We start from the raw sequence: 21,678 nt of genomic DNA, 5'->3' as shown, positions 1-21,678 counted from the left end.
GACAGGAAGTGAACCCCCGATCCAGTCGCCGCCCCGTGTCGGGGCCACCAGCCGGAACCGGCGCGTCATCAGCTGAACACACCCGGTGATTCTCTTCGATAGTGTCGACCCATGCCCCCGAGCCGTGAGCCAGCGCCCAGGCGACGATCGAGTCCGGCAACACCCTCGCACCTGCCGCCCGGCAGGCACGGCGGCCGGCGGTGACGGGCGCAGGCCCTGCACCGGGGCCGTCCCCGTCGGCTCGGCCCGAGTGCACCGGCCGTGTCCACTGAGGTCGTCGCGGTACTGCGTCTCGCGCCACTGGCGCTGGGTTGGCCGAGCGTGTATCGGTTCGTCAGACGCGACATCGGCGAGATCATCGAGGTCTTCGACCGGACGGTGGGGCCGATCATCGACGCGAGCGTCACCGGTGTGGGACGACGACGGCAGATCTCCCGGATCCTGCTGAGCACCAGCGTCAAGGTGTGCCTGGCCATGTCCGGCTACGCGCAGGCCACGGGCATCGCCTTCCGGGCCGACCGGGCCGTGCTGGGAAGCTCCTTCACCCGGGTGTACGACGACCTGTTCGACAACTTCCGCGCCCCCGACCTGGACGAGCGGTTGACGGTCCTGTTCGACGGCGGGTCCTTCCAGCCACGGTCGGACGCCGAGACGATGCTGCTGGGGCTGTACCGCGCCATCGAGGCGGTGCTGCGACGCGAGGACTCCGCACCGGTCCACGCGGCGCTACGCCGGATGCACCGGTTCCAGATCCAGTCGCGGCGGCAGCGGGGTTCCGCCGTCTCGGGGCGGACCCTCCGGCGCATCACCCGCGGCAAGGGTGGACTCGGCACGGCGGCGCTCTTCGGGCTGCTCCGGCCGGCGCTGTCACCGCTCGACCGACGGCTGCTCGTGGAACTCGGCGACGTCCTCCAGGTGTTGGACGACTTCCACGACGTGGCGCTGGACCGCGCCGCCGGCGTGACCACCGAGGTGACGTCGGGATCGATCACCGTGATCGAGACCGGCCGACGGATCGGAGACCTGTACCGGGAGTTCCACCACCGGCACCCCGCGGGCAGCCGTGACCGCCTGTTCGGCATGTTGTTCATGATGCTGGCGGGTGGGCTGGTCCATCAGCTGATCGACCGGCACCGGCAGCGATCCGGCACCCTCACCCGACCGTGCCCGCCGGCAGCGGAACCCGACCCCACCGATCGCCGGCCCTACCGGTTGCTGTTCTGGCCGGCAGGGAACATCGGTCCCGTGGCGGAGAATCCCCATGCCGACGACAGTGGCTGACGCGGGGGTACAATTTAGCTTTTTGTCTTCACGTTCGGTGGGGGCGTGGTCGCGGCCGGTAGAGTGAACCGGAGAGAGCCGATCGCTCCCCGACGGTGGACCCGGGAAGCGAGCGGTCCGCGTGGTCATCGCGGCCGAGGAGCACGATGGCAGCGCGGGCAGGGGTGCCGGCGAGAGGCGGCAGGCGGTGAGGACAGCAGAGGGGATGCTGACCGAGTCGGGCAGCGTACAGCCGGGTGTCCCGATACCCCCGGCACCACTGGGCTGGCCGGCCGCGCTCCTGCGGCGGTTCACCGTCGGCTCCCACCGGTCGTCCTTCGCCCACGCCCGTAACGTCACCCTGGGCTGGCTGGTGGCCGCCTCGCTCGCCGTGATCGCCGATCGTCTGCTGGTCGACCACGTTCTGGCGACCTGGACCGCTGTCGCGATGATCGGCTACACGCTCACGCGTGCCGTCGCGCTGGTGATCTTCGAGCGGCGGCAACAGGCCTTCGAGCGGAGTTGGCTCGAGGCCCTGTCACAGCTGCTACGGCGACACCCCTTCGAGGTGGTCGCGCTCCGGGTACAGGTGACCGTCGAAGAGACCCGGTCCGCCGTCCGCACGGTGGATCTGACCGACCCCGCCGACGTGGCCTGGCTGCTTCACCAGCAGGCCGACCGTGGTGCCGACGTCTCCCCGCAGGCGCGGATCGAGTTCGGCTACTGGGGCAGCGACGGCGCCGGTCGCGGCAGCGACAGCGTGCGGAGACGCCTGACCGACCTGCAGATCCGCCCGGTGGACATACCCATCACCTGGGCACGCATCCGGTTTCCGCAGGCCCGCTACGTCGCGGTCGTGGGCGACACCGGGTCGGGCGACCGGTGGCCCGGTCGGGTGGCGCACTGGTCCCTCAGCGGGCCGGTGCAACTCACCACGGCGCGGGCGACGTGATCCCCGCCCCGCCCGACCGTCACCCGCGAACCGCCGGCTCCGCCTCCGGCGCTTCCACCGGCCCCGGTACCGGCCGCCCCAGACGGTCCTGGAGCAGCCCGTGCCGGAACTGGTAGAACGGCCCCACCTGGCGCAGCACGCCGAGCTTGTGCGCGTCGGCAAGAAACGTCATCAGCCGTAGCGGCGTTCGGCCACGCCACGCCAGCCAGATCCGCGCCAACACGAGCTGAGCCCACGCGCTGGTGGCGTAGACCATCATTCCGAGGCCGGCAGCCCCGAGCAGCAGCCCCACCGAGGCACCGAGGAGTCCCTCCATCACCGGGGTCAGGTGATAGATCAACCCGTACTGTTCGGCCCCGACGACGCCCCCCATGAAGCCGCCGACCAACCCACCCGCCGTCGCCCCCAGGACGGTCCCGTACAGCACGGTGCTGCGGTCGCCGCGCAACACGTTGCCCGGACTGGCCGGTTCCTTCGTCTCGGTCGGCTCGGTGAACCGTCGCACCATTCCGAACACCAGGCCGAAGAACAGACCGATCAACACCCCGTATCCGGCGCTGAACAGCAGACCGACGATCAGACCACCGACCAGCGCGCCCACCACACCGAAGCCGATGTCCCGAACCAGAAACTCCGGAGCCAGATCCGCGCGGCGGAGCATCCGAGGTACGAACCGCCGCGGCCGCTTGTCCCGCAACCTTCCCAACGGAAGCGCGGCGAGGAAGCCCACCCCCAGTCCGAAGGCCGCTCCCAGGTAGGGCCGGCCGAACAACCCGAACATCACCCAACCCAGCAGGCCGCACCCCAGCGTGCCCACCGTGACCCGTACGACCTGCGGGACCGGACGGGGCACCGCACGGGTGAGCTGCCACCAGGCGAGGTCACGAGTCCCCAGGGTCTGGAGATGCATGGCCAGGAAGACCAACGCCTGCTGGGCGACCGCGGGATCCCACCGACGGGAGACCCGGGCCGGATTCGGCACCCCACGGTACGGGCGGATACGGAACACCGTGGGAACGAACCGGTCCAGGAGATACTCCTCGACGTCGTGCTGCCGGGGAAACCGCTCCCTGTCGAGCAGCTCACCCGGCGACACGTCCTCAGCCTCGTAGACGGTACGTGCGAGCGCGAGCATCAGCGGATTGGTCAGGGTCCGCGCCAGGTCGTTCGACGGATGGGCGACCAGGTCGGCCAGGACCGGCTCCCACTCCTCCAACCGCTGATCGGCGCTGGCGTCGAGCAGGAAGTTCGCCGCCGCCTGGGGCTCCAGCGGTCGAAGACGGACGACCAGCAGACCCGTGAGCAGGTTCTGTTCGTTGGCAGTCAGGAACTCCTCCGTACGGCAGGTCAACACGAAAGGCTGGTCGGACCAGTCGCTGTGGAGCGCCCGCAGCGCGACGGACCGCAGCGCCGGTGCCATCTCGTCCAGGCCGTCCAGGATCGGCAACACCAGGCGCTGGGTGACGATCTCGCTGCCGGCGGTGGAGCCGAACCGTGCCTCGCTACCCAGGAACGGATAATCCTCCACCAGTCTCCGGACCATCCAGTTGTCGAGGTTCTCCGCCGGATCCCAGGAGGCGATCTGCAACAGCAGCGGAACTCGTTCGGCTGCTTCCTTCAGCAGGTCGAGGGCGAGAATGACGCACAGGCCCGTCTTACCCGAACCTGGTTCGCCGATGACCACCATGGCGCGGGGCTGCCCCACGAACTCGTCGATCAGCCGCGGCAGCTCCCCGGTGGACGGCAGCGGTGACTGGGCTTTCGGCCGATCCGTCACCTCCCAGCGGACCGGCATCTGCCGCGTCTCCTGGAGCTGACGCCGACGAGACTCCTCGTCCCACTGCTTGCGCACCTCGATGGCGAGCACCCGCACGGCCTGGTCGACCTGCTCCGGGGTGCTCACGATGTCGCGGTCAGACCGGATTTCCTTGAACAACGGCAGCAGCGCGGCCACCGTGGACAGGACCGTCAGCACCGTCAGCAGGGTGGAGCTACCGAACACTTTCCACGCGCCCGCGAGAACGGCGCCCAACACCAGCCAGAGGAGTAGTGGATTCGCCGCCCTACGTCGCCACATGTTCGCCATCGAGCCCCGTCGACCTACCCTTCCGCCGCACTGAAACCGCACGTATCCGCTCCACGAAGCGTGCCACGACCGTCGCAGCGCGTAAAGCGAGGCCATCGGTCCGGCCGGCCGGAGGTCTCCGGACCGGACCGGCTGGTGGCGTCGCACACTTCCCCTCCGCACCCCTACCCGCAACTGAGATCGTGCTGCTCCAGTGCGCTCTGAATGATCCCGAGCGCTCTCGGCCCCACCCCGTGCAGTGCGGCCAGCTCGGCGCGCGGCACGCCCGCGAGGTCGCGCAACGTCGGATAGCCGGCTCCGGTCAGCGAACGCGTTGCCGGCGCACCGATCTTCGGCAGGGCGTCGAGGGAGGAGTTCACGCCGCCGACCCTACGCACCCGCCGCCGCACCCGCGCCCACCGACGTGAACGTGTCACGCGGCCGGAAGGCGACTGTGGTCGCCGGCCGGTCAGCGGACAGTGGACTCCCGGCCGGTCGGATCGGGTGTCATCCGGCCTGGCGGCGCCGGTGCCGGTCGGGTGCGGCCGGAAGGGTGGTCGCACTTCGGTGTCGCGCCTCCGACGACTGTCTGGTCCAGCCGACGAAGTGGCGGTACAGGGGGCCGGCCGGTGCCCAGGGCATGTCCTCGGCCGCCCGGACGAAGCAGGCCCCGAGGTGGAGGGCCAGCGACACCGGCGCGTCGGCGTACTCCGCACGCAGCTCCTGCCGCCGGGTGGGACACGGCCAGGGCCGGTCGCATCCACCGCAACTCCAGCCCGGCGGCACCGGGCCATGACTGGTCACTGCTCCTCCTCGGTCGGCCAGTGCCCACGGCTGATCGGAAGCCGGTGTCGGGCGTGGCAGGGCAGGTCGGCCCCGCACCGGCACAGCCGGCTCCACGTGCGCCACGACCACACCTGTCGATGCCGGCGCGCGAGGGTCAGCGCCGCGGCCGACAGATACCCGTCGTACGGAACGCGCCGCTTCGACGAGATGGCATTTCTGCCCGTTGCCGGGTGCGGTGGCATGCCGTGCGCGAGGTCCAACAGCCGTCGTCGGGCGGCCTCCTGCTCCACTGCCTGGATGCGTTCTCCGACCCCGGAGACAACCGGCGACGACGAAAAGCACCGGCCGACAATTCGTCTCAGGAGTCCGCTGTTCACCGCCATGGGGCTGGCCCTCCCTCCTCAGGGCATGGAGGGCAGCACCCCACTGGTGTTCCTCGTTCCGTGCCCGGCTTCAGTGAGCCTCAGCCTCATGCTCCGCCGGCCGCCGATCCAGAGGGTGAGCGTCCGCTAACCGGGTGTGCTGTCCGCTGATGGTCGCCGTCCCGGTGCGAACTCGGTGCACACATCACGCAGTGTCACTGCCTCCGGCACTCCCGACTGCTCCACCTTCGCCAGCAGTTCCGCAGCACGCCACCAGTTCGACGGCACCACCCGTCCGGACGCCACCGCCTGTACGCCCAGGACAACCGCCTCGTCCGGCTGGCCGGCGGCGACCAGGGCGAGACCGAGGTCGAGGCGGGCCGAAGCGGACCGGCGGGGCCGCGCTCCCCCATCGCCGTACGGGTCCAGATCGACCAACACCGCCCGCGCCACCTGCTCGGCACCAGGGTCACCCGCCCACGCCAACGTCGTGGCCGCGTACGCGGCAGCCTTGGCCGGGTCGTAGCGATAGTGGTGCTCGGCCCGCTCGGGAACGGGCAGATTCGCCGTCAGCCGCTCCACTCGGTCCAACGCGCGGCGGGTCGCACCGACATCGCCGATCCGCGCCCACGCGCGGGCCTCCTGAGCAGTCGCCTGAATGCGGGCGGAACTCCCCTTCGGAGCGACCCGCTGCGCATGACGGGAGAGATCGAGTGCCCTCTGGTAGTCACCTTGGGTCAGCACATCCCAGGCCCGGGTTTCGAGGCACCACGCCTGGATCTCGCCGTGTTCAGCATGTTCGGCAAGGTCACGAGCGGCTCGCAGGTGGGCGACCGCAGCAGTCCGTTGCCGCAGGTCGATGTGAACCGTCGCCCGCAGCACCGCCAACCAGCCACCGGCAACCAACAACCGCCGCCGTTGCGCGAGCGTCACCCGCCCCTCCAACAACCTCCCCACATAGGAAAGGTGCCGCCGCACCAACGGCAGGAGATCCGCCGGTGTCGTCGTCGGGTAGGCGCTGGCGAGATCGTCAACGCCCTGCTCGATCCGGTCGAGCACGTCCGCGCTCACATCACTGGCGGCGACTCTGGCCCTCAGCTCGCCGGCCTCGGCCGCATGGTCGATCGGCGCATCCACCAACCGCGCGAGTGCGCCCCCCGCGTCGAGAACCCGATCCAGGTGACAAGCCGTGTCGACCGTCGGAGCCTTGAGACCCGCCTCCAACTCGTGCAGATGGCTCTTACTCCGATGAGCACGCTGCCCCAGGGAACGAAGCGACAGACCACGCCGCTCCCGAAACTCACGCAGAGCTACGCCGAAGCGCGGGTCGACGGACGAGACCATGCGCCGCTCCAAGCTCACGGGGCCAGCCGACCTGGCCCGGTCACCACCTCGTCGGACGGTACCCCGACCAGCGGCCGGATCGTTGTACCCGTCGTTCCCGAATGGCGCAGTCCGCCGTACCACTGGAGGTCCGACCATGCACCGTCGCCTGGCCGCGCTGCTCTCCGTGCGCGCCGCCCGCGGCACCGCCTTCGGCCGATGCGTCACGGTGGGCCTGGCCGACCCGCAGCGCGACGGCGCGAAGGTGCTCGCCCACTACCCCGAGGCGACACTGTGCGTGGAGCAGGGGTACGCCTCAGACCCGCTGACAGCGAGCTGAGCGACTGCCGTTGCACAGAAGGGAGGCACGGCACCCGCCTTCTCGCTGCCTCCCGATCGGTAGTGATCGACAGAGACGACTCAAGGCCCCTCAATCGAGGGGCCTTGAGCTTGCTATATCGAGGGTGGGCGATGCTGGTATCGAACCAGCGACCTCTTCGGTGTGAACGAAGCGCTCTCCCACTGAGCTAATCGCCCTCAGCGCCGTTGACTCTACCCGATCGCGCGACGGAGCCAAAAACCCGGGGGTGGGTCAGGTGGTGGCGAGGTAACGCAGCAGTTGGGCGACCAGGTCGATGCCGAGGCTGTACTTGAGCGAGAGCCAGAGCACCACGGCGACGAAGACCAGGCCGGCGGAGCCGAGCAGGAACCGCACGGCCAGTGAGCGGGTGGTGGCCCACCGGGTCCAGGCGTGGACGTGCCGGCGGGTGAAGCCGAGCAGGCGGCGGGCCCAGTGGAATTCGACGGCCCAGATGGCGAGGCCGGCGATGACGATCAGCCAGCCGGGGCCGGGGAGCGGAATGAGGGCGATGCCGACGGTCACCACGAGCGCACCGGCGACGGCGATGAAGATCTTGAGAGCGACCCGGCCGGTGGGGTTGGCCCGGATCAGGTCGAGGGTGGTGCGCAGCCGCCAGCGCCAGCCGGCGGGGCGGGCGGCCAGCGCGGTGCGCCCGGACCGGCCTGCACCGCCACCTCGGGCGCGTCCGTTGGTGGCCGGGCGGGACCGGCCCCGGGACGTCCGGGAGGGACGTCCGGCACGACCGGCGTCGGACGTTGTCCGACCGTCTCGGTCCGGTGGCTTGATCGGCACCCCGTCACCCCGCCTTTTGGCTGCCCGAGCCCCTACTTTCGGTGACCCGACCGTACTCACCGCATCCATTGAGGAACGCTTCGTGGCCATTTCACCCCCCAGTGTCGTCCCGGCCCGTCACTTGCGCAGACCACTGGACGTTACCGGAGTAAGTCGACGACTGAACCACCCGACTTCGGACGGGCTCCCGACTGGGCAGAACCGGAAATCCTACAAGAATCCTCACATTCTCGCAGCGATTCGGACCCCCTTCCCACCACTGGGTGAAGTCAGCGTATGGCGGAGCGTAGCCAGCAGTAGCACCTGAGTATGGGAAAAGCGGGACACGCGCGTTCCGCAGCGGTGCCGGGGGGAGAACGTCCATGAGTGTCATCCGACCGACGACCGTAGAGGTCGAGACGTCACTAAGGCTCGTCGCGCCTGACGCCACCGCCTTGCCGGTGCGTGCCAGTCTGCGTTACGACCCTGCTGACCCGTATGCGGTCCATGTCCTGTTCCACGCCGAATCGGCCGGCGGCGAGGCGGTGAGCTGGTCCTTCGCCCGCGAACTGCTGGTCACCGGCCTCGACGAGCCGGCCGGCATCGGCGACGTGCGGGTCTGGCCCTGGGCCACCCCGCGCGGCGACTTCGTCGCGCTGGCCCTGTCGTCGCCCGACGGTAACGCCCTGTTCGAGGTCCCGCGCAGCGTGCTGGTGCGCTTCCTGCGCCGGACCTACGTCGTCGTCCCGCGCGGTCGGGAGGCCGAGCACCTGGACGTCGACACGGCGGTGAGCCGGCTGCTCGCCGGCCGCTGACCAGCAGCCCCACCGGAGCCGCGCGGATCTGCCGAGTCCGCGCGGCTCCGGCCGTCCACCGCCCGGGTACGCCGGCCACCCGCCGGGCACCCCGGTCAGCCGTGCGTGGTGATGCCGCCGTCCACCGGGATCACCGCGCCGGTCAGGTACGCCCCGGCCCGCGACGCCAGGTAGATCGCCGTACCGGCCATGTCCTCGGGGCGGCCGATCCGACCGAGCGGCACCTGCCGGGCGATCGCCGCCCGGGACGCCGGGTCGTCGAGGGCGAAGGCCATCATCTTGCTCTCGAACGGGCCAGGGGCGATCGCGTTGACCGTGATCCGCTCGTCGGCGAGCTGGTGGGCGAGGCTGCGGGTGAGCATGTGCACGGCCGCCTTGGTGGCGGAGTAGGCATATACCTCCATCGTCGGCACCCGGAGACCGTCGATCGAGCCGATGTTGATCACGCGGGCCGGGTCGTCGTCGCCCGCCGCGGCGCGCAGCACCGGCAGCAGGGCGGTGGTGAGCCGGAACACCGCCTTCACGTTGACCGCCCAGAGCTTGTCGAACGCGCCACCCGGGTACGACTCCAGGGGTGCGCCCCAGGTCGCGCCCGCGTTGTTGACCAGCACGTCGAGCCGTTCGTACCGCTCGCGGACGGCGGCGGCGAGCCCCTCGGCGCCCGCGTCGTCGCCGAGGTCGGCCGGGATCGCCACGCAGCGCCCCTCGGCGGACAGCTCCTCGGCCACCGCCGCGCAGACGTCGGCCTTGCGGGACGAGATGACCACTTCGGCCCCGGCCCGGACGAAGCCTCGGGCGATCATCAGCCCGATCCCCCGGGAGCCGCCGGTGACCAGCACCGTCTTACCGTCGACCGAGAACAGATCCGTCATGGGCACCCCATCGCGCGTCGCTTTTCTTACCGACCGGTAACATAGCCCGGCCCCGACGGCCGGACAAGCCACGGCGGTCGACCCCGCCGACACCGGCCGGACCACCACCGACCGTGCCCGCGATGCCGGGGATGCGCCCACCGGCCGGCCACGCGGCGCGGTCCCGTCGCCGGGATGCGACCACGGCCCTCCCCGGTTACGGTCGAAGACGATGGTCCCTTCCGGTCAGCTCTCCCCGGTAACCCGTCCCGACCTGCCCCGCCCCGAGATCGACATCCTGGAGCTGGGCGACCTCACCCCGGGCACGGGTCCACCCCGGCCGGTCCTGCTCGACGCCGACCTGCTCGTCCTGGTCACCGGCGGACACGGCATCGCCGAGCTGGACTTCCGCGCGCTGCCGTGCCGGGCCGGCACCCTGCTGCGGGCCACCCCCGGGCAGGTGCTGCGCTCCCCCACCCGACTCGACGCGATCGTGGTCCGCTGGCGGGCCGACGCGCTGCGCGGCCTGGACGTCGATCCCGCCGCGGTCCCCCAGCACCACCAACTCGTCGGCGAGGACGAGGACGCGGTCATCAACGAGGTCTCCCAACTGGTGGTGGACCACCGCCGGCACCGGGACGACCCGGCCGCCCACGCCCTGCTCCGGCACCAGCTCGCGGTGCTGCTCATCCGGCTCGCCCTGCTGCCCGCCGCCCCGGACCCCGGGCGGACGACCGACGCCACCGGCCCGCAGCGCACCGAGCTGGTCACCTTCCACCGGTTCCGCCAGGAGGTGGAGGCGGGTTACCCGTACACCCGCCGGGTCGAGGACTACGCGGCCCGGTTGGGCTGCTCGGTGCGTACCCTGACCAGGGCCTGTCTGGCGGTGACCGGGCGCAGCGCCAAGCAGGTGGTGGACGAGCGGGTCGCGCTCCAGGCCCGCCGGTTGCTCGCCGCCACCGACGAGCCGGTCGCCCGGATCGGTCGCCAGCTCGGCTTTCCCGAGCCGACGAACTTCGGCCGGTTCTTCACCCGTGAGGTGGGGGTGAGCCCGGGGGCGTTCCGGGCCGCCCGGGACCGTCCACCGGCACGGATCGCCCGGCCACGGCGACCCGCCGACCCCGTCACCCCCGACGGGCAGGCATGATGGCATGGTGCAGATCTCCGCGCGCGGCGACTATGCGGTCCGAGCGGCCCTGAGCCTGGCCACCGCCTACCCCTCCCTGCTCTCCACCCAATCGATCGCCAGCGAGCAGGACATGCCGCGCAAGTTCCTCGAAGCCGTCCTGGCCGACCTGCGCCGGGCCGGCGTGGTCCGCGCCCAGCGCGGCGCCGAGGGCGGATACACGCTGGCCCGGTCGCCGCGCGAGGTCACCGTCGGGGCGATCCTGCGCGCCGTCGAGGGTCCGCTGGCCGGGGTACGCGGGCTGCGTCCCGAGGAGACCCGGTACGAGGGCTCGGCGGAGAACCTCCCCCGGCTCTGGGTGGCCGTCCGCGCCGCCGTCCGACAGGTGCTGGACGAGGTGACCCTCGCCGAGGTGGTCAGCGGCCGGCTCCCGATGCACGTGCGGAGACTGACCACCCTGCCCGACGCGTGGGAGCCGCGCTGAGGTCACCGGGTCGAGATCACCTCCCCGGCGCTGAGCCGGGGCAACCGTTCCCGCCAGGCGTCCGGCCCGGGGCGGCCGATGTTCACCAGCAGCAGCACCTCGTGTCGTCCGTCAGGGAAGAACTCCCGCTGCACGCCGGCCGCGTCGAAGCCGGCCATCGGTCCGGCGGCCAGGCCGGCGGCGCGTACCCCGATCAGCAGGTAGCCGATCTGGAGGGTGGCGTTGAACCGGGCCTGGGCCACCCGCTCCGTCCGGTCGGCCAGCCACTGCCGCGCCTGCGGCTGGTGCGGGAACAGCTCCGGCAGCCGCTCGTGGAAGTCGACGTCGGCGGCGAGCACCGCCACCAGCGGCGCGGCGGCCGTCTTGGCCCGGTTGCCGCTCGACAGGTACGGCAGCAGCCGGTTGCGGGCCGCCGTCGAACGCAGCAGCAGCACCCGCAACGGTTGACCGTTGAGCGCGGTCGGGCCGTACCGGATCAGCTCGTGGATCGCGGCGACCTGCGCGTCGTCCACCGGTTCGGCGGTGAACGTGTTGGCCGTGCGGGCCGCCCGGAACAGCAGGTCCTGGGCGGCCGGGTCGAGGGCGAGCGGGGACGCCCCGGCCCGGTCCGCCCGACCGGCGGCGGGTGCGCCCGTCGCGCCGGTCACACCGGCACCCGGGTGTGCGCGGTGGTGTAGTCGCCCCGGTGGTACACCAGCGGGTCGCCGTCGGGCCCGGGACCGAGGGCGAGCGGTTCGGCGATGACCAGGACATGGTCGCCGGCCGGCACCCGGTGCACCACCCGGCACAGCAGCCGGGCCAGCACCCCGTCGAGCAGCGGCACCCCGAACGGGCCGGGCGTCCAGGCCCGGTGCGCGGCGAACCGGTCGATGCCGCTGGTGGCGAAGACCCGGGCCACCTCGGTCTGGTCGGCGCCGAGCAGGTGGACGGCGACGTGCTCGGCGCGGTCCACCACCGGCCAGCTCGACGAGGTGACGCCGAGGCAGAACGACACCAGCGGCGGGGTCAGCGACACCGAGGTGAACGAGGTGGCGGTGAAGCCGGCCCGGGCCGGACCGGCGTCCCGGCCGGGGCGGGTCGGACCGGCGTCCCGGCCGGGACCGGTCGGCTCGGGGCGGCCGGCCACGGCGGTGACCACGGTGACCGTGCTGGCCTGCCGGCGCAGCAGGCTGCGGAACAGGTCGGGGTCGACGGGCGACAGGGTGGTCATGCGGTCACCAGCTCCCGGTCGCCGGCGTACCGGGAGACCGGCCGGGGCAGGCCGTAGTGCTCGCGCAGCGTCCGGCCGGTGTACTCGTGGCGGAACAGGCCCCGGGCGCGCAGCAGCGGCACCACGTGGTCGACGAAGTCGTCCAGCCCGCTGGGCAGCAGGGGCGGCATCACGTTGAAGCCGTCGGCCGCGCCCTCGGTGAACCACAGTTCGATCTGGTCGGCGACCTGCTCGGGGGTACCGGCCACCACGCGGTGTCCGCGTCCGCCGCCCAGCCGGCCGATCAGCTGCCGGACGGTCAGCCGCTCCCGCCGGGCCAGGTCGACGACGAGCTGGTAGCGGCTCTGGTGCGACTGCACGGTGGTCGCGTCGGGCAGCTCCGGCAGCGGACCGTCCAGCGGCAGGCCGGTGAGGTCGACGCCGGTCATGCCGGACAGTTGCGCGAGGGCGTGCTCGGGGACGATCAGCTCCTCCAGTTCGTCGGCGAGCGCCCGCGCCTCGGCCTCGGTGCCGCCGAGCACCGGGGCGATCCCGGGCAGCACCTTCACCAGGTCCGGGTCACGGCCGGCGGCGACCGCCGCCTGCTTCAACGCCGCGTAGAAGCGCTGCCCATCGTCGAGGGTCTGTTGGGCGGTGAAGACCGCCTCGGCGTACCGGCCGGCGAAGGTGACCCCGTCCGGGGAGGAGCCGGCCTGCACCAGCAGGGGGCGGCCCTGGGGTGGGCGCGGGGTGTTCAGCGGGCCGCGTACCCGGAACCGTTCCCCGGAGTGGTCGATCTCGTGCACCCGGTCGGTGTCGGCGAAGATCCCGGCGGCCGGGTCCAGCACCAGGGCGTCGTCCTCCCAGCTGTCCCAGAGCTTCACCGTCACCTCGACGAACTCGGCGGCCCGCCGGTACCGGTCGGCGTGCGCCGGGTGGTCGTCCAGGTTGAAGTTCCAGGCCTCCCGGGCCTGGGCGGAGGTGACGATGTTCCAGCCGGCCCGGCCGCCGCTGAGGTGGTCCAGCGAGGCGAACTTGCGGGCGATGTTGAACGGCTCGTGGTAACTGGTGGAGACGGTGGCGATCAGGCCGACATGGGTGGTGACGGCGGCCAGGGCGGCGAGCAGGGTCAACGGTTCGAAGACGGCCTGGATGTTGTGCCGCACGGCCGGGCCGACGGCCAGCGAGTCGGCGAGGAAGACCGAGTCGAGGGTGCCGCGCTCGGCGGTACGGGCCAGCTCCTGGAAGTGCCGCAGGTCGGTGACCCGACGCGGGTCGGTGCGTGGGTGCCGCCAGGCCGCCTCGTGGTGGCCGACGCCGAGCAGGAAGGCGTTGAGGTGCAGGGTGCGGGGCATGCTGGTCCTCTCAGGAGGTGACGTCGACGCGCCAGGTGGAGAAGCGGCGTTCGACGACGACGAGGAGCTGGTTCACGACCAGCCCGATGGCGGAGATGGTGACGATCCCGGCGTACATGTCGGGGATGGCGAAGTTGTACTGGGCGTAGTTGACGAGGTATCCCAGCCCGGCCTTGGCGCCGACCATCTCGGCCGCGACCAGCACCAGGATCGAGTAGGCCCCGGCGAGCCGGACGCCGGTGAAGACGGTGGGCACGGCCGCCGGCAGGATCACCTTCTGGAACAGCCGCAGGTGGTTCAGGCCCATCGACCGGGCCGAGCGCACCAGCAGCGGGTCGACGCCCTTCACCCCGGCGATGGTGTTCAGCAGGATCGGCCAGGAGCAGGCGTAGAGCACCAGGGCGATCTTGGAGGTCTCCCCCAGCCCGAGGATCAGCACGAAGACCGGCAGCAGGGCCAGCGCGGCGGTGTTGCGGAACACCTCCAGCAGCGGACCGAGCAGTTCCGCCAGCGGCCGGTACCAGCCGATCAGCAGACCGAGCGGGATGGCGGTGAGCACCGCCAGGCCGAGCCCGGACAACGACCGGGTCAGGCTGGCACCGACGTGGTCGGCGAGCTGCCCGCTGGTCAGCAGCGCCCACCAGGCGACCAGCACCTGCGACAGCGGCGGCAGGAAGACCCGGTCGACCAGCCCGACCCGGGGCGCGGTCTCCCAGATCGCGGCCAGCGCCGCCAGCGCGGCGGTGCGGTGCAGCGCCCGTCCGCCGAGGCCGGCGAGCCGGGTGAACGGACCGGACCGTGCGACGGTGGGCACCGTCGACACGACGGCGGGCGGCGGGACCAGCCGGGTGGGGCGGTCGGCGACGTCAACCAACGCGGGACTCCTCGATGTCTGTGGTGGACGCCCCGACGGCGGCGGGCCCCGTGGGCGGGGCGGCGGCGGGCACCCGGGCAGGACCGGCCGGGCGACCGGGCCACCGGCGGCGGGTGGGCCGGACGGGCCGGGTGGGGCGACGCTCGGTGGACTGGGCGGCGCGGACCTCGGCCCGCAACGACGTCCAGATCTCGTGCCGGTGGTGCCGGAAGGCATCGGACGAGCGCACGTCGTCCACCGCGCCCCGGTCGCCCAGTTCGATGTCGACGATCTGCTTGATCCGGCCGGGGCGGGAGGTCATCACGGCGACCCGGCGACCGAGGTAGACGGCCTCGTCGATGCCGTGGGTGATGAAGACGACGGTCTTGCCGGTGGCCTGCCAGATCCGCACCAGCTCGTCCTGGAGCGCATCGCGGGTCTGCGCGTCCAGGGCGGCGAACGGCTCGTCCATCAACAGGATGTCCGGGTCGTACGCCAGGCTGCGGGCGATCGCCACCCGCTGCTTCATGCCACCGGACAACTCGTGCGGGTAGTGGGCGGCGAATCCGCTCAACCCGACCAGTTCCAGGTGGTGGGCGACCAGGTCCGCGCGCTCGGCGCGGGGCACCCCCTTGGCCTCCAGTCCGAAGGCGACGTTACCGGCGGCGGTCCGCCAGGGCAGCAGGGCGTACTGCTGGAAGACGATGCCCCGGTCCAGCCCGGGGCCGGTCACCGGCCGACCGTCGACGAGGACCCGGCCGGAGGTGGGCCGGGACAGGCCGCCGAGCAGGTCGAGCAGGGTAGACTTGCCGCAGCCGCTGGGGCCGACGACGACCAGGAACTCGCCGGGGCGTACCGCGAGGGTGAGCTGGTCCAGGGCGGTGACCGCGCCGGTGGGCGCACGCCGTCCGGCGCGGACGTCGAAGGTCCGGGTGACCCGGTCGAAGAGGACCTTGTCGGTGCTCACGCCGCACCCCCGCCGGTGGCGAACGGGTTGTAGTCGTTGGTGTAGACGTCGCCGGGCTTCGGCCGGTCGCCCTTGAGTTCACCGGCGTCGGCGAGCCAGTCGATCCAGGTGGTGAACTCGCGGTCGGTGATGACGCCGCCGCGGCCGGCGACACCGTTGCTCTTCCAGTACCGCACCAGGGCGGGGTCCTCGTTGCGGCCACGCCGGGCGATGATCTGTTCGAGCCGGGCGACCACGGTCTCCCGGGGCTGGGTCCGCGCCCACTCGACGGCCCGGCCGACGCCGCCGACGAAGGCCCGGACGGTGTCCGGGTTGCGCCGCAGGAAGTCGTCCCGGAACACGTAGGCGCCCGCACTGAACGCGCCGAGCAGTTCGTGATCGGTGAAGACGGTGCGTACCGCGCCGTTGGCGACGGCCTTGTCGCGGATCACGCCGCCCAGCACCGCGACGTCGATCTGCCGGGCCCGCAGCGACTGTTCGATGCTGACCGGGGGCAACGCGACCAGCTCGACCCGGGCGATCTCGGCGGGGGTGAGACCACCGCGGGCCAGCCAGGTCTTGAGCACCGCCTCGGCGTGCGCGCCGAGGGTGTTCATGCCGACCTTCCGGCCGATCAGGTCGCGGGGACCTCTGACCGGGCTGTCCTGGAGGACGTAGTAGCCCTGGAAGGTCTGCGCGTCGGAACCGTAGTAGCTGACCACGGCGGTGATCGGTGCGCCCGCGGCGACGAGCTTGACGATCGCGCCGTTGAACGCCCCGCCGAAGTCGCTCTGCCCGGTGGCGGTGGCCTGGATGTCGGCCGGACCACCGGTGACGTTGCCGATCCAGTCGAGCCGTACGTCGCCGAGGTAGCCGAGGTCGGCGGCCAGTTCGGGGAGGGTGACCTGGCCGACGGAGCCCTGGTAGCGCAGGGTCGTGGTCTGTCCGGCCGCCCCGGCGTCGGAGCCGCAGGCGGTGGCGGCGGTGAGGGTGAGCAGGGCCGCGACGGCGGCGAGGATACGACGGAGTGGGGACATGGGGGTCTCCTGATCGGTGCACGGAGGGGCCGCGCGGCGCGCGGAGGTGCGCCGCAGCGCGGGCGTCGGGCCGTCGTGGGCCGGGCCGGGCGGTGCGGCGGGTGGGCGGTGCGGGAAGAGGGTGCCGGGGTGCGGACGGGCGTCAGCTCAACAGAGCGCGCTCGCGTGCCGGACCAGGTCGACGTGCACGCGAGCGGTGAGGTGGAGCTCGTCCCGCTGCGACATGACCTCATGCTGCCGGCCGCGGGGCGACCCGGTCAACGTCCTTCCACAAGCTGGGACTTTCATCTCTTGCGGCAGTCCACAACGCTCCCACCTGCGTTTATAACTCTGTAACACCTATCGACTCAGTAGCTTTTACCGAACCGTCCAGCTCGGACCGGAGCAGGTTCCAGCTCGGACCGGAGCAGGTTTCGGATTTCGTGGATGCGGGCATCTACCGGGTCGAGACGGCAGCAACGACAGGGAACGCGAAGGGAGCGCCACGATGGGTCTGATGTTCCGCAAGCGCAAGAAGTACGGGCCGATCATCCTGAACTTCACCGAGAACGGCTTCTCCTCGTGGAGCATCAAGATCGGTCGCTGGTCCTGGAACTCCCGGGCCAAGGCGCACCGTGTCGACCTGCCGGGGCCGCTGTCCTGGAAGCAGGACAAGTCCCGCGCGTGACCCCTTCGATCGATCGGGGCGTCGACGGTTCGTCGGCGCCCCGATCGGCGTCCGTGCCACCGGCCCGGCAGCGACCGGGTTCGGCGTTCACCTGATCGGGACCACCGCGACGGCGCAGAATCGCCGCATGGCACGCGACGACGGCAGCTACCCCCGGGCACGGCGGCACGCCCTGGCGGCCTGCGCCCTGCTGCTGGCCAGCTACTTCCTGATTCCGTTGGAGCCCGATCCGAACGGCCTGCGACTGACCCTGCGGGCGGCGGGCACCCTGCTCCTGATCAGCGTGGTCACCTTCCTGGTCACCCGCCAGGTGGGTCGACAGCTCGGCAACCGCGCGCCCGCCGGCGCGGACGAGGCCCGGTCGTTGAGCCGGCTGGTGGTGGCCCTGGTCGCCGGCCTGCTCGCCTTCGCGCTGGCCGACTACGTGGTGGCCGGCAGCGGACCCGGCCAGTTCTCCGGGCTGCGTACCCGGTGGGACGCCCTCTACTTCGCGCTGGCCACCCTCACCACGGTCGGCTACGGCGACGTGCACGCCCAGGGGCAGCTCGCCAAGGCGATCGTCTGCGTGCAGATGCTGTTCAGCATCGGGGTGATCGCCACCGGGGCGTCCATCGTGGTCAAGCGGTTGACCGGTCGCCCGGGGCGGGGTGCGCGCTGATCAGCACGTCCCCGCCGAGCCGCCCGTGCGCCGGATCCCGGGTGACCGCGCCGGTGTCCAGCAGCGCGGTCAGCGCGCCACCGGCGTCCACCGCCCGGTACGCCGTCGCGGTCAGCGCGTGCCGCCGCAGCTCGGTCACCGTACGCGGACCGCGCCGGGACAGTTCGGCCAGGAGCTCGTCGGCCAGCGGGCCGGCCGGTGGCGGGACGACGGCCGCGTGCAGCCCGCCGGCCGGGTCGCGGTAGCGCACGGTGCCGGCCGAGGCGGCCGTCCAGAGTGCCTCCTTGAAGGCTTCGAGGCTCTTGTCGAGCCCGCTGCCGAAGGCGACCAGGCGGGCCGGTGACCCGTCCACGGGCACCAGTTCGACCTCGGCGACCAGGGGAAACCCGGCCGCCGCCAGGGCCGGTCGCAGGGTGGTGGTCGGGGCGGCGGTGAGCAGCACCTCGGCCGGGCGGCCGGTCGTGGTGGCGGCCAGCAACGCCGGGTCCGGTGCCGCGCCGTCGATCAGGGTGAGCAGTGGTGCTCCGGCCGCGCCGGCCGCCCGGAGCACCACCGGCAGCCGGGCCGGGTCGCCGGGCACCACGTGCACGGCGACGTCGGCCGGGAGGCCGGCCTCGACGGCACCGAGCCGGCTGGGCAGTTCCGGGCCGGCACCGGCGAGCACCAGCACGGTGAGCCGGCGGCCCCGGAGCCGGTCGGCGAAACCGGCCACCGCCCGCAGGGCCGCCTCGGCGGTGCCGGGGTCGCCGGCGTACGACAGCGCGAGGGTGGCCCGCCGGGAGCGGTGCAGCGCCCCCGGCAGCCAGTGGTCGAGCTGGCGGACGAGCAGCTCCCGCAGGACGGCGTCGATCGACATGCTGTCGTTCTACCGTACGGCGGTTCAGACCGGCACGGAGATCCCCACCCCGCCCCGGGTCTGCCCGCCGTAGCGGGCCCGCTCCCGGTCGAGGTCGAGCCGGCCGATCCGCTTGCGGGCCGCGAGAGCGTCCTCGTCGAGCAGGTCGGCCGGGACGATCCAGACGATCTCGAACTCCAGCCCGTCGGGATCCCGGCCGTAGAGGCTCTTGGTGGTGCCGTGGTCGGAGGTGCCGACCAGGGCGTCGGCGGCGGCCAGCCGCTGCGCGGTGGCGGCCAGTTCGTCGAGGGTGTCCAGCTCCCAGGCCAGGTGGTAGAGGCCGACGGTGGCGCGGCCGGCCTGCGAGCGGCCCGCGTTCGCACCGATCTCGAACAGGCCGAGGTCGTGGTCGTTGGTGGAGTCGGGGGCCTGGAGGAAGGCCGCGCCCCGGAAACCGTCCGGGGTCATCGGCACCGGGCGGAAGCCCAGGACGTCGCGGTAGAAGGCGACGCTCCGGCCGAGGTCGGAGACGTAGAGCACGGCGTGGTTGAGGCGATGGATTCCCATGCCGACGACGTTACCCGGATTTTGTTGAGCGTTCAACTATTCTGACTATGATGACCGTCATGACCCGCTGGCTGGACCCCGACGAACAACAGACCTGGCGTGCCTTCCTGGCCGCCTCCCGGGCGCTGACCGACACCCTCGACCGCGAGCTGCAACGCGACGCCGGGATGCCGCACGCCTACTACGAGATCCTGGTCCGGCTCTCCGACGTGCCCGACCGACGGCTTCGGATGAGTGAACTGGCCGACCTCACCGGCTCGTCGCGCAGCCGGCTCTCCCACGCCGTCGCCCGGCTGGAGACCAGCGGCTGGGTCCGTCGCGAGGAGTGCCCGACCGACCGGCGCGGGCAGATCGCCGTCCTCACCGACGCCGGTTTCGCGGCCCTCGCCGCCGCCGCGCCCGGCCACGTCGAGGGGGTACGCCGGCACCTGTTCGACGCGCTCAGCCCGGCCCAGGTCGACCAGTTACGCCGGATCAGCGAGACCCTGGTCGCCCACCTGACCGGTTCTTGACCAAGTTGCCGACCGGCAAGGGTTGTACTAACCGTCGCCGGCCAAGCACGATGGGGCGTGTCTTCCGGCTTCGGTGAACTGACCCTCCAGGCGCAGCACCTGGTGTCCGCCGGCGACCTGGCCGGTGCCCAACGACTGCTCGCCGACGCGCTGACCGACGCGGATCCCCGCCCCGACCACGCCTCCCCAGAGTTGACCGAGGCCGCCGGGCTCCAGGCCCGGCTGCTGGTCACCCTCGGCGAGCCGCACTCGGCGCGGGGCTGGGCCGCCTTCGCGTACGCGGCGTCGAGCCGGTTGTACGGCATCTCCGACCAGCGGACCATCTCGACGGCGGCCACCCTGGCGGCGGTGCTGCACCGGGTCGGCAGCGACGCCCGCGCCGCCCGGCTCTACTCCGAGGTGATCCTGGAGCTGACCGCGCACGACGGTCCGGAATCGCTGCGGGTGCTCGCCGCGCACGCCGACCTCGCCACCGTGGAGTACGCCCGCGGCCAGTGCGCCCAGGCCCGGGAACGTCTCCAGGACGCCTGGGAACTACACCGCGAGGTGTACGGCGACGGCCATGCCAGCGGGATCAAGATGCTCGCCCGGCTCGGCGCGATGCAACGCGACTGCGGCCGGTTCGACGAGGCGCACGACAACCTCGCCCTGGCCCGTGAGCTGGCCCGCCAGCACCTGGCCCCCGACGACCCGTTGGCCCGGCAGGTGGCCGCGCTGGCCCGGGCCGCCGCCGACCCGGACCACGTCTGCGACGACGAGCCCGCGCCGGAACGCGACGCACCGGTGGTGCCGGCCGCCCGCACCCCGCCGCCCGCCGAGGGGCCACCCGATCCGCCGGCCTGGTCGGTCGGGGTGACGCCGCCCGACGAGACGTACCCGCCGACGGTGCCCGGTCAGCGTCTCCCCACCGAGGACGGCTACCCGGGGAGCGGCTACCCGGCAGGAGACGGCTACCCGGCAGGGGACGGCTACCTCCCGCAGGACGGTCATCCCGGCTCCGGCTACCCGGACCGGGGACACCGCCCCGGAGCGACCGGCGACCCCGGCCGCAGCGGCTACCCCACCGGACCCGGCTACCCGACCGCGCCCGACTACCCGGCCACACCGGACTATCCAGCCACGTCCGACTACCCGACCGGACCGGACTACCCGGCCGGGCGGGACCACCCGACCGGAGCGGGTCGGATCGGGGACGACGGGCGCTGGACGGCCGCCGGCCGGCGGGAACCCCCGTACGCCCCGCCGCCGACGCACGGCCGCGCCGACGACGAGGCCGCCGGGGTACGCCGGGTCGCCGCACCGGCCCCGGTGGACCGGTCCCGGCTGCTGCCCGTGCTGGTGCCCCGCCGGCACGCCCCGCCGCCCCGTCGACCGGGGGCCGTGCCGATGGTGGCGGCCGGGGTGGCGGTGGTGCTGCTCGGTGCCGTCGCGGTGATCGCCGGGGTGTCCGGGGTGGGTGGTTCCGGCGACCCGTCGCCGGCCGCGCCCGGCAACCCCGGGACCGCCCCGACCAGCGCCGGCACGCCGGCCCCGCCGCCCGCGTCGCCCGGCACCCCACCGGGGCGGGTGACCCTGCGCGACCGGCCCGACGGCATCACCCTGAGCTGGACGTACCCGGCCGGTGGCGAGGGACCGGTGATCCTGTCCGCCGGCCGGGCCGGGCAGGACCCGCGCCCGTTCGAGACGCTGCCGCCCGGCACCGACAGCTTCGTCGTACACGGCCTGGACCGCACCACCGACTACTGCTTCACCGTCGCCGTGGTCTGGTCCACCGACGTGGTGGCCCGGGCGAAACGGGTCTGCACCGCCCGTCGCTGACCCGCCGCCCCGGCCGGACGACGTGGACGGCCGCGCCCCGGCGACCTCCACCACGTCCGGGTCGCAGCCGCCCGGTCACCGGAGT

The 21,678-nt window shown here is 72.5% G+C and carries 24 protein-coding genes and 1 tRNA gene; 10 read left to right on the top strand and 15 right to left on the bottom strand.

Annotated features, from left to right (window positions below; genetic code table 11):
• Positions 1-261: 261 nt before the first annotated feature.
• Positions 262-1,281: a class 1 isoprenoid biosynthesis enzyme gene (locus O7612_RS10060; RefSeq protein WP_282272494.1), complete on the top strand. Its 1,020-nt coding sequence runs from the start codon at positions 262-264 to the stop codon at positions 1,279-1,281.
• Between the two features lie 187 nt (positions 1,282-1,468).
• The gene (locus O7612_RS10055; RefSeq protein WP_282272493.1) at positions 1,469-2,212 is read left to right on the top strand and encodes a hypothetical protein; all 744 of its coding nucleotides are present in this window, start codon (positions 1,469-1,471) and stop codon (positions 2,210-2,212) included.
• Between the two features lie 19 nt (positions 2,213-2,231).
• On the opposite strand, the gene O7612_RS10050 is transcribed toward O7612_RS10055, so the two are convergent.
• The 4 genes from O7612_RS10050 to O7612_RS10035 all read right to left on the bottom strand — a co-directional run bounded on the left by O7612_RS10050 (position 2,232) and on the right by O7612_RS10035 (position 6,769).
• Positions 2,232-4,187 (bottom strand): hypothetical protein, encoded by a 1,956-nt coding sequence (locus O7612_RS10050; protein WP_282272491.1) that lies wholly within the window; start codon positions 4,185-4,187, stop codon positions 2,232-2,234.
• Positions 4,188-4,462: 275 nt separating this feature from the next.
• Positions 4,463-4,657: a DNA-binding protein gene (locus tag O7612_RS10045; protein ID WP_282272490.1), complete on the bottom strand. Its 195-nt coding sequence runs from the start codon at positions 4,655-4,657 to the stop codon at positions 4,463-4,465.
• Between the two features lie 420 nt (positions 4,658-5,077).
• The gene (locus O7612_RS10040) at positions 5,078-5,446 is read right to left on the bottom strand and encodes a hypothetical protein (protein ID WP_282272489.1); all 369 of its coding nucleotides are present in this window, start codon (positions 5,444-5,446) and stop codon (positions 5,078-5,080) included.
• A gap of 126 nt (positions 5,447-5,572) precedes the next feature.
• Positions 5,573-6,769, bottom strand: coding sequence for a helix-turn-helix transcriptional regulator (locus O7612_RS10035; protein WP_282273866.1), 1,197 nt, complete (start codon positions 6,767-6,769; stop codon positions 5,573-5,575).
• Between the two features lie 136 nt (positions 6,770-6,905).
• On the opposite strand from O7612_RS10035, the gene O7612_RS10030 reads away from it, so the two are divergent.
• Positions 6,906-7,088: a hypothetical protein gene (locus O7612_RS10030; RefSeq protein WP_282272488.1), complete on the top strand. Its 183-nt coding sequence runs from the start codon at positions 6,906-6,908 to the stop codon at positions 7,086-7,088.
• A gap of 125 nt (positions 7,089-7,213) precedes the next feature.
• Here O7612_RS10030 and O7612_RS10025 read toward each other — a convergent pair.
• Both O7612_RS10025 and O7612_RS10020 read right to left on the bottom strand, forming a co-directional pair.
• A tRNA-Val gene (locus O7612_RS10025) sits at positions 7,214-7,285 on the bottom strand.
• Between the two features lie 55 nt (positions 7,286-7,340).
• A complete protein-coding gene (locus O7612_RS10020) occupies positions 7,341-7,970 on the bottom strand; it encodes a TIGR02611 family protein (protein ID WP_282272487.1) in 630 nt (209 codons plus the stop codon).
• Positions 7,971-8,263: 293 nt separating this feature from the next.
• On the opposite strand from O7612_RS10020, the gene O7612_RS10015 reads away from it, so the two are divergent.
• Positions 8,264-8,695: an SsgA family sporulation/cell division regulator gene (locus O7612_RS10015; protein ID WP_067311359.1), complete on the top strand. Its 432-nt coding sequence runs from the start codon at positions 8,264-8,266 to the stop codon at positions 8,693-8,695.
• Positions 8,696-8,790: 95 nt separating this feature from the next.
• Here the strand turns inward: O7612_RS10015 and O7612_RS10010 are convergent, their stop codons facing one another.
• Positions 8,791-9,567, bottom strand: coding sequence for a glucose 1-dehydrogenase (locus tag O7612_RS10010; protein ID WP_282272481.1), 777 nt, complete (start codon positions 9,565-9,567; stop codon positions 8,791-8,793).
• 211 nt (positions 9,568-9,778) lie between these two features.
• Here O7612_RS10010 and O7612_RS10005 point away from each other — a divergent pair, with 211 nt between their 5' ends.
• Both O7612_RS10005 and O7612_RS10000 read left to right on the top strand, forming a co-directional pair.
• Positions 9,779-10,693, top strand: coding sequence for an AraC family transcriptional regulator (locus O7612_RS10005; RefSeq protein ID WP_282272479.1), 915 nt, complete (start codon positions 9,779-9,781; stop codon positions 10,691-10,693).
• 7 nt (positions 10,694-10,700) lie between these two features.
• Positions 10,701-11,156, top strand: a complete 456-nt coding sequence (locus O7612_RS10000; protein WP_348774297.1) for an Rrf2 family transcriptional regulator — start codon at positions 10,701-10,703, stop codon at positions 11,154-11,156.
• Between the two features lie 2 nt (positions 11,157-11,158).
• Here O7612_RS10000 and O7612_RS09995 read toward each other — a convergent pair whose 3' ends face one another.
• The 6 genes from O7612_RS09995 to O7612_RS09970 are packed head-to-tail and all read right to left on the bottom strand — an operon-like array spanning position 11,159 to position 16,536.
• Complete coding sequence (locus O7612_RS09995; RefSeq protein ID WP_282272476.1) at positions 11,159-11,803, bottom strand: malonic semialdehyde reductase; 645 nt, start codon at positions 11,801-11,803, stop codon at positions 11,159-11,161.
• Positions 11,800-12,366, bottom strand: a complete 567-nt coding sequence (locus tag O7612_RS09990) for a flavin reductase family protein (protein WP_282272474.1) — start codon at positions 12,364-12,366, stop codon at positions 11,800-11,802. The genes O7612_RS09995 and O7612_RS09990 overlap by 4 nt, the downstream gene beginning before the upstream one ends.
• Positions 12,363-13,700, bottom strand: a complete 1,338-nt coding sequence (locus tag O7612_RS09985) for an LLM class flavin-dependent oxidoreductase (protein WP_282272472.1) — start codon at positions 13,698-13,700, stop codon at positions 12,363-12,365. Before O7612_RS09985 ends, O7612_RS09990 begins: the two co-directional genes overlap by 4 nt.
• Before the next feature lie 10 nt (positions 13,701-13,710).
• Positions 13,711-14,574: an ABC transporter permease gene (locus O7612_RS09980; protein WP_282272469.1), complete on the bottom strand. Its 864-nt coding sequence runs from the start codon at positions 14,572-14,574 to the stop codon at positions 13,711-13,713.
• A complete protein-coding gene (locus O7612_RS09975) occupies positions 14,567-15,520 on the bottom strand; it encodes an ABC transporter ATP-binding protein (protein WP_282272467.1) in 954 nt (317 codons plus the stop codon). Before O7612_RS09975 ends, O7612_RS09980 begins: the two co-directional genes overlap by 8 nt.
• Positions 15,517-16,536, bottom strand: a complete 1,020-nt coding sequence (locus O7612_RS09970; protein ID WP_282272465.1) for an ABC transporter substrate-binding protein — start codon at positions 16,534-16,536, stop codon at positions 15,517-15,519. The genes O7612_RS09975 and O7612_RS09970 overlap by 4 nt, the downstream gene beginning before the upstream one ends.
• 487 nt (positions 16,537-17,023) lie before the next feature.
• Between O7612_RS09970 and O7612_RS09965 the strand changes: the two genes are divergently transcribed.
• Both O7612_RS09965 and O7612_RS09960 read left to right on the top strand, forming a co-directional pair.
• Positions 17,024-17,203: a DUF4236 domain-containing protein gene (locus O7612_RS09965; protein ID WP_007075522.1), complete on the top strand. Its 180-nt coding sequence runs from the start codon at positions 17,024-17,026 to the stop codon at positions 17,201-17,203.
• 127 nt (positions 17,204-17,330) lie between these two features.
• On the top strand, positions 17,331-17,861 hold the full coding sequence (locus O7612_RS09960; protein ID WP_282272463.1) for a potassium channel family protein: 531 nt from the start codon (positions 17,331-17,333) through the stop codon (positions 17,859-17,861).
• On the opposite strand, the gene O7612_RS09955 is transcribed toward O7612_RS09960, so the two are convergent.
• Both O7612_RS09955 and O7612_RS09950 read right to left on the bottom strand, forming a co-directional pair.
• Positions 17,821-18,717, bottom strand: a complete 897-nt coding sequence (locus O7612_RS09955) for a hypothetical protein (RefSeq protein WP_282272461.1) — start codon at positions 18,715-18,717, stop codon at positions 17,821-17,823. The two genes, O7612_RS09960 and O7612_RS09955, sit on opposite strands and share 41 nt — an antisense overlap.
• Positions 18,718-18,741: 24 nt before the next feature.
• Positions 18,742-19,263: a VOC family protein gene (locus tag O7612_RS09950; protein WP_282272459.1), complete on the bottom strand. Its 522-nt coding sequence runs from the start codon at positions 19,261-19,263 to the stop codon at positions 18,742-18,744.
• A 50-nt stretch (positions 19,264-19,313) separates the two neighbouring features.
• Here O7612_RS09950 and O7612_RS09945 point away from each other — a divergent pair, with 50 nt between their 5' ends.
• A complete protein-coding gene (locus O7612_RS09945; protein WP_282272456.1) occupies positions 19,314-19,775 on the top strand; it encodes a MarR family transcriptional regulator in 462 nt (153 codons plus the stop codon).
• 57 nt (positions 19,776-19,832) lie between these two features.
• Positions 19,833-21,593, top strand: a complete 1,761-nt coding sequence (locus O7612_RS09940) for a tetratricopeptide repeat protein (RefSeq protein WP_282272454.1) — start codon at positions 19,833-19,835, stop codon at positions 21,591-21,593.
• Positions 21,594-21,678: the final 85 nt, after the last annotated feature.

It is taken from the genome of Micromonospora sp. WMMD987 (assembly GCF_029581435.1).
In the GTDB taxonomy this organism is placed as follows: domain Bacteria; phylum Actinomycetota; class Actinomycetes; order Mycobacteriales; family Micromonosporaceae; genus Micromonospora; species Micromonospora rifamycinica.
Note: the sequence above shows the minus strand (reverse complement) of the source record. Positions and strands in the feature narration are given on the sequence as shown.